Source organism: Jiella soli, from assembly GCF_020615385.1.
Taxonomy (GTDB): Bacteria; Pseudomonadota; Alphaproteobacteria; order Rhizobiales; family Rhizobiaceae; genus VKMB-3413.
On sequence record NZ_JAJAVB010000015.1, the window covers coordinates 1 to 15,018 of the forward strand.

Genomic DNA, 15,018 nt, shown 5'->3' on the forward strand with positions numbered 1-15,018 from the left:
AAAAGTGTTACCCATGTCTCCGGTACGAAGTGTCACCTATGTCTCAGGTCGGGCACTTGTCCGCCCCGGAGACAGCGCCATCGCGGCAGGCGCTGCACAGAGGTGATCACTTCAACCCGCTAAAACGGGCCATCAGGAGCTTTCGACATAGTCGTACTCATAGGCGGATGCCTATGCCTTATCGGCTATGCCGCCTGTCCGGTCAAAACGGGGTGCGCTCCAAAGCGTCCAGCGATTGCCGCGACGCCAAAGTCCCAGAATGGCGACCAGTGTCCGCCTTCGATCTCCCGGCACCAGGTATCGAAGAAGTCGGCGCTCCAGGCGTTCATCTGCTCACAGCTCGGACGGACGAGGCCTTGGCGGAGATTCAAACCACCGGCCCTCAAGGTCCGCCATCGATCTGGAGAAGCGCGCGCGCGCTTCGGCGATGTCTTTCGTCCGCAGCGATTGCTTCTCAGGCGCCCGGCCGACGAGGCTGACCAAGTCGGTCGGAACGCTGACCCGACAATATTAGACGCCGCTGTTTGGATGCTTCCACGAACGAGCCATTCGCAACACCATGTGTACCACCTTTGTGTACCCCGCAGCGATTGCGAAACCCTTACGCTATAAGGCGTTCAGTAAGATCAATGACTTATGGGCTGGATGGCGGAGAGGGGGGGATTCGAACCCCCGATACGGTTGCCCGTATGCCGCATTTCGAGTGCGGTGCATTCGACCACTCTGCCACCTCTCCAGCCGGTCATCGACCGAAACTGACCCTGACACGGCGGGCACTGGCTCACGGCGCGTCGGGACATCTTGCTGTGTCGACAGGGTCGGCGCCATCTGGCGCGCCGGTCTCTTAGCAAAGCTTCTCGTCCGAACACAAGACCTTGTTTCCCTGTCGGACATCGTTTCGCCCTCCGCAGCAAGACGAGAAAGCGATGGCTGCCGAGCCGGATCGGGCGGCGTCTGGTGGTTGAGCCCGAACGTCCCGGTACGCCCCTCCCACCGTACGCTGGGCCTTGCGCCGAATCCGATGCGCAGACAGTAAACACAATTCAATCAACGACGCGCAAAGGGTGAATCGAGACGGTCCCGCCGGACTCGCCGGTTCGGCCGAGCGCTACGGCGCTCGCGGCGCAGACGTAAAACGCCTGCGGCTGCCTCGGGCCTGATGGCGCGAGTCGACGGACGCGATCAGGGATATGCAGAAAAATGAGAAGGTGATGGAGCGGGTAGCGGGAATCGAACCCGCGTATTCAGCTTGGAAGGCTGCTGCTCTACCATTGAGCTATACCCGCACGTGGCTTCAGACTATGCCAGAATCTGTCCCGTGGGAAGCGGTGGTGGAGGGGGCTGGATTCGAACCAGCGTAGGCTTAGCCAACGGATTTACAGTCCGTCTCCTTTAACCACTCGGACACCCCTCCGATCCCGTCCCCGGCGGCCTTATCCCGTTTCGAAGAAAGGAGCGTCGATCCGTCCTGCGACCGATCCCGCGTCCGGTCGGCCTTATGAAAGGCTCGGCTCGATCTGTCAACGGTCCCGCAGGCAGAGTTTTCGGCTTCGCGCCCGGCGACAATCTTCGCCGCGCCGCAGGAGCGGCCGCGGCCGCTCCTGCGGTGCGGCGCGCAGACCGGTTGAGCGCCGGGCCGCCATGGCGTAAGCACCGGCGATGACCGAAGACACCCGTTCCGGCAGTCCCAAGGACAGCCATTATGCCAAGCTCCGGCGCGCGCATCGCGACGCCAAGCGCCCGCCCGGACAACCACCGGCAAAGGGCCCGCGGCGAAGCGTTCCCGGCAAGCCGCTGCCCGGCGCGCGCGTCTGGCTCTACGGCCTGCACACGGTCGAGGCCGCGTTGGCGAACCCGAAGCGCAGGCTCCACAGGCTGATGGCGACCCGCAACGCGCTCGCGCGCCTGCCCATCGATCCCGAACAGGCGCCCTGCCCGGTCGAGATCGTCGAGCCGAAGCGTCTGGAAGCGGAACTCGGCAGCGAGGCCGTCCATCAGGGCGTGGCGCTCGAGGCAGATCCACTCACGCCGCACCGCTTCTCCGACCTTTCGCATGCGAGCCTCGTCCTCGTGCTCGACCAGATCACCGATCCGCACAATGTCGGCGCGATCCTGCGCTCGGCGACCGCGTTCGCCGCCGACGCCGTGGTCACCACCGCCCGGCATTCGCCGCAGGAGAGCGGGGTTCTCGCCAAGGCCGCCTCCGGAGCTCTGGAACACGTTCCGCAGATCCAGGTCGTCAATCTTGCCGAAGCGATCAGCGAGCTTTCGGCGGCCGGCTTCCTCACGCTGGGGCTCGATTCGGAAGGGCCCGAGACCTTCGAGACCGCGCTCGCCGGCACGCGCCTTGCCGTGGTCCTCGGGGCGGAGGGCAAGGGCCTGCGTCAGAAGACGCGGGCGACGGTCGACCGGCTCGCCCGGCTCGACATGCCCGGCGCGATCCGCTCGCTCAACGTCTCCAATGCAGCCGCGATCGCACTTTATGCGGCGCGCCGGCATCTCACCGATGCAGCGGGAGAGGCTTCGGCGGCCTGAAGCGGCGCGGCCGTTCGATCGCTCCGGCGACCGTCAGCCCCTCCCCCTCGCCTGCCACCACCCGCCGTCCTCGCTCACCGGCTCGATTCCCGCCCGGTCCACGGCGGCGAGGAGATCGGCGACGCTCTTTCCGCCGATCACCAGATCGGGTGCGATCTCGGCGAGCGGCACGAGGACGAAGCCGCGTTCGGCAATCCGCGGATGTGGCAGGATGAGATCGTCGTCACGATAGGCGCGCCCGTCATAGTCGAGCACGTCGAGGTCTAGGGTCCGCGGCCCCCAGCGCTCGCGCCGCTCCCGCTTGAATGCCCGCTCGGTGTCCAGGCAAAGTGCGAGGAGATCGCGAGGGCCGAGGGAGGTTCGAACTCTGGCGCAGGCGTTGACGAAAACAGGCTGGTCGGTGTTGCCCCAGGGCGGCGTCCGGAAAACCCGCGAGACCGCGCTCACGCTCGTATCCTCGCGCGCATCGATCGTGCGCAGCGCCGCCGCCATGGTCGCGACGGGATCGCCGAGATTGCCGCCAAGGCCGAGATAGGCGGTGCTGCTCACCAGCGCTCGCCCTTCAGTGCGCGGCGCATGGCGTCGGCAATGGCCAGCGCATCACGGTTCGCCGGAACATTGTGAACGCGGATGATGTCGGCGCCGCGCTCGCGCATCAGGACGCTGGTCGCCGCGCTGGCGATGTCCGGTTCGGGATCCTCGCGCCCGATCGCGCCGCGCACGAAGCGCTTGCGGGAGGTGCCGACGAGGAGCGGATGGCCGAGCGCCTTGAGCTCGGAGAGCCGCGCCAGGAGAATCAGGTTCTCCGGCCCGTCCTTGGCGAAGCCGAAGCCGGGATCGAGAACGATCGCCTCGCTTGCGACACCGGCATCCCGGGCGATCTCGAGCGAACGCCTCAGGAACAGGAACTGGTCCTCGACGACGTCCGGCAGCTTCTCGCGCTCGCGGCCATTGTGCATCAGACAGAGCCCGGCCCCGGTCTCGGCCGCGACCTTGGCGATGGCGGGATCCTTCTGCGCGCCCCAAATGTCGTTGACGATGTGGGCCCCGGCGGCGATCGCAAGGCGCGCAGTCTCGGAGCGGTAGGTATCGACGGAGATGATGCAGTCGGAGCGGCGCGACAGTTCCTCGATCACCGGCATGATTCGCCGCTGTTCCTCGTCCGCATCGACCGGGGTCGCTCCCGGCCGCGTCGATTCGCCGCCGATATCGACGATCGTCGCGCCTTCCGCCGCCATCTTCAGCGATTCGGCGACCGCCGCCTCGACGCTCGCATAGCGGCCGCCATCGGAGAAACTGTCCGGCGTCGCGTTGAGAATGCCCATGATTGTGGCCGTCTCGCCAAGGGCGATGCTGCGGCCATGCGCGAGGCGCCAGATGCCGCCGCGCGGTTCGATCACGTCCATATTCGCTCCGTCCGGTTCCGCGAGAACGAGCGCGGGGGTAACCTTTCGGCGCGATGGCGCCGGCCCTTTGCCGATCTCCGCTTGTCTCGCTGCATCTATCGGATACCGTATAGGCTCCCGGCCCCGGCAGGCAAAGGACGAGACTCGTGCCCCAGATGACCTGCATGCTTCCTCTTATCGCAGCGGCGGCCCTGATCCCGAGCCTAGCGGGCGCGGCCTCGATCAAGGAGAAGACGACTTACTTCGCCGTGCACGGCGCAACGCTCGCCGAACTCGATCGCGACCTCGGCCGCAGCGGCCCTTACATCTCGCAGACGGGGCTGCGCCATCCGGGCGCAACGGAAGTCGCCTTCGGCGGCAAGGTCACCTACAAGCGCGTCGCAGAGGGCTGTGCGGTCGATCGGGTCGATCTCAGCCTGCGGCTCGACGTGACGCTGCCGAAATGGACGCCGCCAAGGGCCGCCTCGCCGCAGACCCGTCTCGTATGGCAGACGCTGGAGCGCGATATCCACCGCCACGAGAAGCGGCATGCCGCGATCGCCAAGAACTGGTTGAAGCGGATGGAGAGCGCGGTGCGCAATCTGCGCACGGAGCGCGACTGCAGGGACATGCAGTCCATGGTGAATACCGTCACCACCCGCTATCTCGCCGGGCATCAGCATGCGCAGATCGAGTTCGACACGATCGAGGGGCGCGAGGTCAACATGCGGCTCCGCCGGGCGCTCGCCCGCGCCGTGGGGCGTTGAGGCCGAGCCGACGCCAGCGCTGCCGGCTTCGCCGCCAGCGGCAAGGCGCATGGAGGGAAGTTTTGTCCGCCCTCCGAGTTGCACCGGCGGGCGGATCGAGGCGCGGACAGCGGCTGTTAGGCGGTCAGCTTACGCCTGGCGCTCGGGAACGGTGAGGACGAGGCCGTCGAGCTCGGGCCGGATCTTGATCTGGCAGGAGAGTCGCGAGTTCGGCCGCATCTCATAGGCGAAGTCGAGCATGTCCTCTTCCATCGGCTCGGGCTCGCCGGTCTTCTCGCGCCAGGCTTCGTCGACATAGACGTGGCAGGTCGCGCAGGCGCAGGCACCGCCGCACTCCGCCTCGATGCCCGGCACGTCGTTGCGGACCGCATTCTCCATCGCGGTGGTGCCGTCGGCAGCGTCGATGTCGTAGCGGGTTCCGTCCTGGGTAACGAAGGTGATTTTGGTCATGCGCTCGTTCGCCTCGGCTGGGCTGTGGCTGCGCCGGCCCGATCCGGTGGATCGCCGGCACCAATCGGCGGACGCGACCCGAGAGGATGGACACCCGCCCCTCGCCCGTCTCGCCGCCGGGCCTGTTAGGGACTCGCGCGCGCGAAAGTCAATGGCGGCTGGAAATGTACGGGCCGCCGTCTGCTCCGCCCCGCGCGAGCGTTCTGTCGCTCTCCATACCGGCATGGGCAAACCCGCGGACTGCCGCCCGCATCGCCCCAGCGTCCGGGTGCTTTCAATCTTTGCGAATGGTCCTCGCGAAATGCGCGGTCTCGGCGAGTTCCCGGCGCAGGGCGTCCAGCGCTTCCGGCTCGCGCATTTCGAGTTCGAACCGTTCGGCCGCATCGGCAAGACGAAATGCGCCGATATTGCGGGCGGCGCCCTTCAGCGCGTGAGCGAGCTGCCGGCCGTCCTCCGTCCCGATCGCTTCCAGACGCCGCTCTGCGAGTTCGATCTGCCGAACCAGGAGGCCGAGCACCTCCGATTCGAGAGCCCGGTCGCCCGCCGTCTGCCGGGCCAGATGAACGAGATCGATCGGCCGATGTCGCGAGGGGCAGTCGCGCAGGCCGTCATGGAACGTGGCATCAGGGCTCTCGGCGGACCCGGATTGACGCAAAAACCGACCCATCTGCCACCTCCAAGCGAGGAGCGCCGCTCCCCGGCCGCCTTCGTGTCGGAGGTTCGCCGATGCTCCGAATGCATCGATCGTCTATCGGTAGCGTTTGGAAAGGGTTAAGTTCCTGGCTTGGCGACGCAGAAGCCGGAGGCATCGTGGCGCCGGCGCGCCGGGCTGAAACGGCTGGCTACCGGGCCACAGCGCGGAAATGGTCGCATTTTTCGGATACCTGTTAACCTTATGTTTAAACTTGTAGGGATCGCGCGGTTTTACGGTTTCTTTCGACCAGCGTCCTAACTACCATTCACAGTGCGAAACCCTGGGTGGACCGACTCTGCGCGGTGCGGCGGCGGCCCATCCGCTCGGAACGGGTCGCGACCTTCAAAGGCCTGCCGGCGAGGTGCTCAGCGGTGGCAGGCTCATCCGGCCGAGTGTAACGAGTATCGAGGCGCAACGGCGATGTCCAAGACCAAACCCTTCGACCAGCTTTCCGAAGATGCGGTCAACGAGCTGGAAGAGGCGCTGCGCGCCGACTTCGTGGCTGACGACGCATCCGAGGCCGAGAGTACCGGCGAGGCGGAAGCCTCCGGTCACCTGGAAGAACCGGCGACGGCTGAGAGAACGGACATCGCCCTCTCGCTCGACGATTTCGAGCGGCAGATCAGCGAGACCGCGGGCGAGCTTCGCAGCGAGGGCTCCGAGGATGCTGCTGTGGCGGCCGAGGAAGATGCCGCGCCGGCCCTGAGGGGGCCGGCTTCGCCGCAGGAGAATCCAACCGATCAGGCGTCCGCGGCGCAGGCGTTCGGGCCTCCCAACCGGACGGCGCCCGCTGCCGACTCGTCCCAGTCCTCTGCTCGGGAGCCTCAGCCGGCCGCTGAGGCGGCGAACGAGCCGCGCCGGAACACAGCGGCCGGAGACTCGGCCCGCGCCTACAACCAGGCACCCGCCAATGACGAGGACCGCCGCTTCGCGGTGGTCGCCGAGGGCCTGCTCAGCCGGCGAGCCTCGCGCGCGCCGATCTGGATCGCCCTCTTCGTGTCGCTCGCCTGGCTTGGCGTCGTCGGATTCATGGCCTATGGGATCTACGGCACCAACTTTGCGAGCCTCGCCACCGAATGGGCCGATCCGCTCCGCCGGGGCGAGGTTATGCTCCTCGCCGCGGTCGCGATCGTCCCGGTGCTCCTGATCTTCGCCTTCGCGGTTATGGTTCGTCGGTCCGCCGACCTCAGGCTGATGAGCCGCTCGCTGGCCGAGGTGGCGCTGCGGCTCGCCGAGCCGGAGAGCATTGCGACCGAACGCGTCATGAGCGTCGGCCAGGCCATCCGCCGCGAGGTCGCCGCGCTTGGCGAGGGCGTCGAGCGCGCGCTGTCGCGCACCGCCGATCTCGAACATCTGGTCCGCGACGAAGTGGGAGCGCTTGAGCGGGCCTATGCCGACAACGAGGTGAAGATCCGCACGCTGGTCCAGGATCTCGGCGCCGAGCGCGAGGCGATGCTGTCCCATGCAGAGCGGCTGCGCTCCGCCGTCGTCGGATCGCACCAGCGTCTGGTCGAGGACGTCGACCAGGCGTCGGACCAGATTCTGCAGCGCATCGAGGATGCCTCGCAGCGCTTCACGCGCCTTCTGGACGAACGCGGCGAAGCCATGTCGCGCGACTTCGCCGAGCGAAACGAACAGCTGTCGGGGCTCTTCGACGAGCGCAGCCGCGTCATCCACGACAGCCTGCTCGAGACCGGCGAGAAGCTGATGGGCCGGCTGACCGAGAGCGCCGAGGAAGCAGGCGAGCGGCTGACGACGATCGGCGACAGCATCGGCAGCCAGCTCGATGACCGCGTCAGGCTTCTCTCCGACGATTTCAGCAATCGCAGCGACCAGCTCCTGACGCTGTTCAGCGAGCGCAGCCAGCAGCTGAGCGATTCGGTCGGCGAAAAGAGCGAAGGGCTCGTCGCCCAGCTCACCTATGCGGCGACTGATGCGACCGCCCGCATGGAAGGCACCGCTGAGACGGTCGGCCGGCAGCTGGAGGACAGGACGTCCGCCCTCGCCCAGGACTTCGAGACGCACAGCGGCAATCTCCTGACGCGTTTCAACGAGCGCAGCCAGGCGCTCAACGCCGCCATCCTCGGCAATGGAGAGGAACTGGTCGCCCGGATCACCGACAGCGCCGGCGACGCCGCGCTACGGCTGACCATGGCCGGCGACGATGTCGGCCGTCAGCTCGAAGAGCGGACCTCCGGCCTGTCCTCGGAATTCGAGAATCGCAGCGTCGAGATCATCGATCTGTTCGACCGGCGCAGCCGCACGCTCGCCGACGAGATTTCGGGCCGCGGCGACGAGCTGACCGCCCGCCTCTCCGGTTCGATGGACGAGACGGCTGGCCGCATCGAGCAGGCCGGCGCCACTGTCGCGGAACTTCTGGAGCGGCGCCATGCCGCTCTCGCGGAAGCCTTCGAGGGCCGCAGCGGCGACATCATCGAGCTCTTCCGTGAGAAGACGCGCGGACTGCATGCCGAGATCGCCGAGAATTCGGAAGGTCTGGTCACCCGGATCGACCAGTACACCGAGCAGGCGACGCAGCGACTGAGCCTTGCCGGCGAGACGCTCGGTCGCCAGATCGCGGAGCAGACCGGGACGCTGGCGCAGGACTTCGAGACGCGCGGCGAGGATCTCATCACCCGCTTCGGCAATACGGGGCAGGCTCTGTCCGACGAGATTGCCGGGCGCGGCGAAGACCTTCTGGCCCGCATCTCCGACAGCGGCGACAGCGCAGTCCGGCTGCTGACAGCCACAAGCGAGACCGTCGGCCAAAAGTTCGACAGCCATACCCGCGAACTCGGCGAACGCGCGGAAACCCTCGCTGGACGTCTGAACACGGTCGGTGACGACGTCACCGCCCGCCTGGTCGCCTCGGGCGATGCGGTCTCCGGCCTCCTCGCCGCGCGCGGCGAGATGATCGCCGAGTCCAGCCAGAGCTTCCTTGCCGCCCTGACCGAGGCGCTCGACGACCGCAGCATGAGCCTTTCGCTCGAGAGCCAGACATTCCTGTCCAGCCTCGACACGGCCTTCGAGGAGCGCCTCGGCGCCCTCGCCTCCAGCAATCAGGGGTTCCTGTCCAACCTCACCGAGAGCATCGACAACCGCCAGCTCCGGCTGGACGAAACCGCGAGCCACCTGCTCGATTCGGTCGGCACCGGTCTCGCCGAACGGATGCAGCGCCTGGAGACGCTGCTTTCGGAAACCAACAACCGCACGCTTGGCGGCCTCGATCAGCGGATCGCTGCGATCGATGCGGCGCTTGGCGAACGCGGGACGGCGCTTGTCTCCACGATCGAGGATCGGACCAACGCCATCGAGGCGTCGACCGACCGCATCTCGGCGGCGATCAACGACCGGTCCCGGGACTTCGCCCAGGCGCTCGCCGAGCGCACTCGCGAGATCATCTCCGCCTTCGACGACGGCAAAGTGGAACTGTCCGAGCGTGCGACCGACGCTGTCGCTCTCGCCCGCTCGACGCTTGAGGGCCGCTCGCACGAGCTGCGCACGGTTCTTGAAGAGAGGATCGCCAGCCTCGACGCGATGATGTCGGAGCGGGCGACGTCCCTCTCGGGGACGCTCGACGAGAAGCTTCTCGCGCTCGACATCGTCACCGAGGGCCGCGTCGACTCGCTCGGCGCCCGCGCTGCCGAGATGCAGAACTCCGTCGAAGCGGTGGCGAACCGGCTCGACGAACTCCTCTCCTCGCGCCGCGACGAGATCGCGCTCATCGTCAGCCGCGCCTCGGAAGAGTTCGACACCAGTTTCCAGACGCGGATGGGCGCCCTGGAGGGAGCCATTACCGGACAGGGCGAACGCTTCGAGGCGTCCGTCGAACGCGCCCAGCAGCTCCTGTCGGGCGACGTTGCGGAAAAGGGCCGCGCCCTCTCCGAAAGCGTCGATCAGCGGATCGCGCAGATCGAGTCGATCATCGGCCAGGTGGAAGAATCGCTTGCCCGCAGCGTCGACGAGCGCACCGCCTCGCTTACCTCGCTTCTCGACGAGCGCAGGCAGGCGATCGACACGACCGTCGCCGGCTCGCGCGACGATCTGATCAACGGGCTCGACCAGCGGATCGAAACCCTCGCCGCGCTGCTCGCTGAACGCGGCCACCGCTTCCAGACCTCGATCGAAAGCGGCTCGCAGCAGTTCGTCGGCGGCCTCGAAGAGCAGACCAGCCGCATGATCGGCGTCCTCGACGAGAAGTCGGCCGCGCTGAGCGTGGGGCTCGCCGACCGCATCGCCGCAAGCGAGGAGACGCTGGCCCGGTCGCAGGAGACGCTGTTCTCCGGCCTCGACACCCGCCAGGAAGTCATCCGCACCATGCTGGACGAGCGCAACAATCGCTTCCACAAGGCAATGGAAAGCGGCTCGCTTCAGTTCATCGGTGGTCTCGAGGAACAGGCGGATCGCATGATCGGCGCCCTCGACGAGAAATCGGCCGCGCTGACCGGCGGGCTCGCCGAGCGCCTCTCGGCGAACGAGGAGACGCTGGCCCGGTCCCAGGACGCGCTGTTCTCCGGTCTCGACAGCCGCCATGCGGCGATCCGCTCGATGCTGGAGGAGCGCAGCAACGAGATCCGCGTCATGTCGGACGAGATGCAGGCCCGCCTGCTCGGCTCGCTGGACGAACGCATTTCCGGCCTCTCCAATGGCTTCGACGACGTCGTCGGGCATGTCGCCCAGGACATCGCCGGCAAGGTCCAGGCGCTTTCGAGTGCGATCGAGGAGTCGCGCCGGGCGATTGTCGGCAGCATCGACGAGCATGCCGGCCAGTTCCATGCCGAGATCGACGATCGCACGCAGAACTTCAGCGCGCGAATTTCCGGAACCGCCGGAATGCAGATCGCCGCCATCGAGGCCGCCCTCGGCACGGTGGTCGAAGGCCTCGACGAACGCGTCTCGCGCTTCCGCGAGGTTGCCGAGGCGACGCATGGTTCGCTGCAGGATGGCCTCGACAGCCGGCTCGCGGCGATCCGCTCGACCTTCGAACAGGGCCGCGAGGGCGTCCTGTCGGAATTCGACGGCCGCGAACAGGCTCTGAGCAACGTCGTGGAGCAGCAGCTCGCGGACCTGCGGGCAGCCACCGACGGCGCCCGGACGGGCATCCAGGAAACCCTGGACACGCGGCTCGCCGCCCTGCGCCAGATCGTCCGCGATGGCCAGGAGACGCTGGCCGGCGACCTCGACGGTCGCACCGAGGCGATGGCCGAGGCGATCAGAGCTTCGATCGCCGAACTGCGCCACACCGCCGACAGCGCGCATGGAGACCTCAGCTCCGGCCTCGACAGCCGGGTCGCCGACATCCGTTCGGCGATCGAGGGAAGCCGCACCGGCCTCCTGTCGGACCTCGACCAGCGCATCGACGTGATCTCCGGCGAGATCTCCGAGCGGGCGCTGCGGGTCGGCGAGAGCCTCGATGCCCGCACCTCGGCCCTGCGCTCGATCATCGAGGAAGCACGGTCGATCCTCGTCGACGGGCTCGACGACCGCCTGAACGCGATCAAGGCCCTGGTCGACGGATCGGAGGGCTCGCTGCTCCAGGGCCTCGACCAGCGCGCCGCGGAGATCGGCAACCATCTCGACGCCGGTCGCGCCGCAATCGCTGCCACCATCGAGGAGCGGATTTCCGGCCTCACCGACGCGCTGCTCGAAGCCGACATCAGGCTCTCCACGGCCTTCGACGAACGCCGCGACGGCCTTGCCTCGCTGGTCGACGAAGCCGTGCGCACGGCCGCGGCGACGCTCGAGGACCGCGCCGACGACGTCCGCCGGACGATCGAGCAGACCGTGGGAGATATCTCAACCTCGTTCGAAACCCGCAGGCTCGATCTCGTCGCAGCGCTGGAAGGCGGCTCCTCGAACCTCGTCGGAGCCCTCGACCAGCGCACCGAGGCGATTTCGACGGCGCTGGAGCGCGGCCTCGGCAATGTCGAGCGGACACTGAACAACCGCACCGCGATGATTGCCGATTCGCTGCGCAACGCGATCATGGCCGCCACCGCCGCCATGACCGACGAAGCCGGCCGCGCCCGCGAGAACCTGGAAGCGGAGACGCAGAAGGTCACCCAGAGCGTGTCGGACATCGAACGTCTGTTCGACGATGCCGGCGAAAGGGCGCGCCTGCGCATTGCCGGCGAGGCCGACCGGCTGTCCGAGCGGCTCGGCGAACTGGCGAACGACCTCGCGCAGCGGGCCGACGAGGCCGGCAACCGGCTGGTCGGAGAAGGCGGCCGCATCGCCGAGAACATCACCGGAGCCACCGAGGTCATCCGGTCGCTATCCGAGGAGTCGCGCACCCGCTTCGCCAAGGAGGCTGAGGAACTTGCGACCGAGATCGCGCGGCTGTCCCGGTCGATCCGCGACGAGGCTTCAGACGTGCGCGAGGACCTGTCGCAGCAGCGCCTCGCACTGGTCGACACGCTCTCCGGCATCTCCTCGGCGGTCGCCGGCGAATTCGAGCGCAACACGGAGAGCTTCGCGTCCCGCATCACCGAGGCCGGCGAACGTCTCCTGACGATCGGCGATGAAAGCCGCGGGCGCTTCACCGCGGGCGCCGGAGCGATGACATCCGAGCTGGAAGGCGCCATCTCCCGGTTGCAGGAGCTCACCCAGACGGCGCAGACATCGCTTCGCGAGAACACGGAAGGCTTCTCGCGGCGGCTGTCGGGCGCCTCCTACCAGCTGCGCGGCGAGACCGAGAAGCTCGCGGCGAGCCTGGAAGAGCGCACGCAGCAGTTCCAGGGCGAACTCGCCTCGGTCGTGCAGCGCCTGTCCGACCTCCTCGCCTCGAACCCGATCAGCGGCGACATCGACGGGGCGACGGACCGCATCCGGCAGGAGCTCCAGGGCGCTTCGAGCGCGCTGCGCGACGAGATGCTGTCGATCACCGCGCAGCTGCGCGGCGAGGTGGCCGAGGCCTCGCAGGGTCTCCTGCGCGACGCCGACGCTGCGCGTGACGAGATCATGGCCCGTGGCGGCGACCTTTCCGGTCAGTTCGCCACGATCACCGACTCGATCCGTTACGAGACGGAGCGGGCGCGCGAGCAGCTCATCGAAAGCGCTGGCGCGCTCGGCGAGGACCTCGCGAACCGGATGAGCGAGACCGAGCGTACGCTCGCCACCCGCTCGCGGATGATGAGCGAGGATCTGGAGGCCAAGACCCGCAATCTCTCGGCCATGCTCGGCGCCCGCAATGCCGAGATCTCCCGCCTCCTCGACGAGGAAGCGCGGCCGATGCTGGAACAGCTCGGCGACAACGGCACCGAGCTTGCCCGACTGCTTGAAGCCAGCACGCGGGAAGCGTCCGAGCAACTGCGTGCCGAAAATGCGGCACTCGTCGCGGCCCTCGGCCGGCGGGCGCAGGAGACGATCGACAGCCTCAACCGCTCGTCGGACGAGATCCTCGGCGTCTTCGACGAGCGTACGGCCAGCGCGGTCGGCCTCGTCGCGGAGATGCGCGACCAGCTGCAGCGCGATGTCGGTGCGCTGATCGGCCGGCTCGGCCAGACCAGCGGCTCGCTGCGCGGCCTGGTCGAGGAGACCGCCGCCAATCTCGGCGCGATCGACAATGTTCTGCAGGAAACGAGCTCGCGCTTCAGCGACGGCGCGGAACAGGCGTCGAACTCGATCGCACTCTCGTCGCGCCTGCTCGACAGCAATGTCGAGCGGTTGGACAAGCTCTCCGCCACCGCCTTCACCCGCGTCGCCGGCATGGCGGACCGCTTCCAGGAACACAGCGCCGTCCTCAACGAGGCGGTCCAGCTTCTGGAAGCGCGCGAGACCGGGCTGCGCACGGTGATCGAGGGCGGCCACAGCGGTCTCGACGAACTGTCCGCCACCCTCCTGCAGCGGTCCGAGGAGATCGGCACCGTGATGCGGTCCTTCCAGGAGGTCGTCGACGGGCTCTTCGAGCGCACCGAGCAGCGGTCGCGGATGGTCTCGGAGCGGCTCGCGAGCGAGGTCTCCGGTTCGCTCAGTGAGGCCGATCGTCAGATGCAGGGCGCCGAGGAGCGTGCGCGCACGGCAGCCGAGACCATGCGGCAGGCGATCCAGTCGGTGGTCGAGGAGGCAAGCCAGCGCTTCGACGGCGCGACGGAGGAAATCCGCCGGACCGCAACCGAGATCCGCAGCGAGCTCGAGAGCGCCCGGGGCGAGATCAAGCGGGGCGTCTTCGAACTGCCCGAGGAGACCCGCAACAGCACCGAGGCGATGCGCCGGGCGGTTGCCGATCAGATCCGCGCTCTGCGCGACCTCTCCGAGATCGTCTCGCAATCGGGCCGTGCCTTCGACGTCGGCAGCCAGAGCCGGTCGGCCGCGCGGACGCAGGCGCCGGCAGCCGGCGGGGGATCGCGGCGCGGCGAGCCGGCGCGGGGCGCAGCCACGGCTCCCGCCCAGGAGCCGGCATCCGAGCCCCAGTTCTCCGAGACCGAGAGCGAGGATTTCGAGCAGCAGATCGCCGCGTCCTTCATGACCGACGGCAATCTGGCCCGGGATCTGCGTGGACCCAGCTACGACACGGGCCGGACCGGAAATGCCCCGGCCTCGACGCCGCGCAGCGAGGCCGCGGGCGGCCAGGCACCGGCCGCACGCTCCGAACCAGCCCGACCGACGCAGTCGAACCCGGCTGGCTCGCCGTTGCGGCCCTCGGCATCGGCCCGGTCGGCCGAGCCCCAGAGCCCGGCACCGAGCGGACGCACCGGCGGCGGCTGGGTCTCGGATCTCCTCAGGCGTGCTTCGGAAGAGGAGGAGGCCCCGCGTGAACCGGCCCAGCAGCCGTCTCAGACGACTCGCACGCCCAGCGGGGCGGATCGGTCGGCCGATCAGGTGGTCGACTCTCTGAACTCGCTGTCGGTCGATATCGCCCGGGCGATCGACCACAACGCGGCGGTGGAGCTGTGGGACCGCTATCGGCAGGGAGAGCGCAACGTCTTCACGCGCCGCCTCTACACGATCAAGGGCCAGCAGACCTTCGACGAGATCCGGCGGAAATATCAGCGCGACGCAGAATTCCGTGAGGCGGTCGACCGCTACATCTCGGATTTCGAGACGCTGCTGTCGGATGTGGCCAAGAACGATCCGGAGAGCCGCCTCACGCGGAACTACCTCTCCTCGGACACCGGCAAGGTCTACACCATGCTGGCGCATGCCTCCGGCCGGTTCGACGGCTGATCCGGCAGCGACCCTCGCGCTA

Annotated in this window: 7 protein-coding genes, 3 tRNA genes and 1 pseudogene; 3 read left to right on the top strand and 8 right to left on the bottom strand. The window is 67.9% G+C overall.

What is annotated here, in order from left to right:
• Positions 1-333 precede the first annotated feature (333 nt).
• The 4 genes and pseudogenes from LH400_RS26325 to LH400_RS08525 form a co-directional block, all read right to left on the bottom strand.
• Positions 334-498: pseudogene (locus LH400_RS26325) on the bottom strand (DUF6538 domain-containing protein); the annotation flags it as partial.
• Between the two features lie 148 nt (positions 499-646).
• Positions 647-736, bottom strand: a tRNA-Ser gene (locus LH400_RS08515).
• Between the two features lie 476 nt (positions 737-1,212).
• A tRNA-Gly gene (locus LH400_RS08520) sits at positions 1,213-1,286 on the bottom strand.
• Positions 1,287-1,329: 43 nt separating this feature from the next.
• Positions 1,330-1,414: transfer RNA gene (locus LH400_RS08525), tRNA-Tyr, on the bottom strand.
• Positions 1,415-1,659: 245 nt separating this feature from the next.
• On the opposite strand from LH400_RS08525, the gene rlmB reads away from it, so the two are divergent.
• The gene (rlmB, locus tag LH400_RS08530) at positions 1,660-2,535 is read left to right on the top strand and encodes a 23S rRNA (guanosine(2251)-2'-O)-methyltransferase RlmB (RefSeq protein ID WP_229152251.1); all 876 of its coding nucleotides are present in this window, start codon (positions 1,660-1,662) and stop codon (positions 2,533-2,535) included.
• 33 nt (positions 2,536-2,568) lie between these two features.
• Here the strand turns inward: rlmB and folK are convergent, their stop codons facing one another.
• Positions 2,569-3,084: a 2-amino-4-hydroxy-6-hydroxymethyldihydropteridine diphosphokinase gene (folK, locus tag LH400_RS08535; protein ID WP_229152252.1), complete on the bottom strand. Its 516-nt coding sequence runs from the start codon at positions 3,082-3,084 to the stop codon at positions 2,569-2,571.
• The gene (gene folP, locus LH400_RS08540; protein WP_229152253.1) at positions 3,081-3,941 is read right to left on the bottom strand and encodes a dihydropteroate synthase; all 861 of its coding nucleotides are present in this window, start codon (positions 3,939-3,941) and stop codon (positions 3,081-3,083) included. Before folP ends, folK begins: the two co-directional genes overlap by 4 nt.
• Positions 3,942-4,105: 164 nt before the next feature.
• On the opposite strand from folP, the gene LH400_RS08545 reads away from it, so the two are divergent.
• Positions 4,106-4,687 (top strand): DUF922 domain-containing protein, encoded by a 582-nt coding sequence (locus LH400_RS08545; RefSeq protein WP_229152254.1) that lies wholly within the window; start codon positions 4,106-4,108, stop codon positions 4,685-4,687.
• Positions 4,688-4,816: 129 nt separating this feature from the next.
• On the opposite strand, the gene LH400_RS08550 is transcribed toward LH400_RS08545, so the two are convergent.
• A complete protein-coding gene (locus LH400_RS08550; protein WP_229152255.1) occupies positions 4,817-5,137 on the bottom strand; it encodes a 2Fe-2S iron-sulfur cluster-binding protein in 321 nt (106 codons plus the stop codon).
• Between the two features lie 274 nt (positions 5,138-5,411).
• Entirely contained in the window at positions 5,412-5,804 is a 393-nt protein-coding gene (locus tag LH400_RS08555) for an Hpt domain-containing protein (protein WP_229152256.1), read from the bottom strand.
• A gap of 447 nt (positions 5,805-6,251) precedes the next feature.
• Here LH400_RS08555 and LH400_RS08560 point away from each other — a divergent pair, with 447 nt between their 5' ends.
• Complete coding sequence (locus LH400_RS08560) at positions 6,252-14,996, top strand: apolipoprotein A-IV repeat region-like domain-containing protein (RefSeq protein ID WP_229152257.1); 8,745 nt, start codon at positions 6,252-6,254, stop codon at positions 14,994-14,996.
• Positions 14,997-15,018 lie beyond the last annotated feature (22 nt).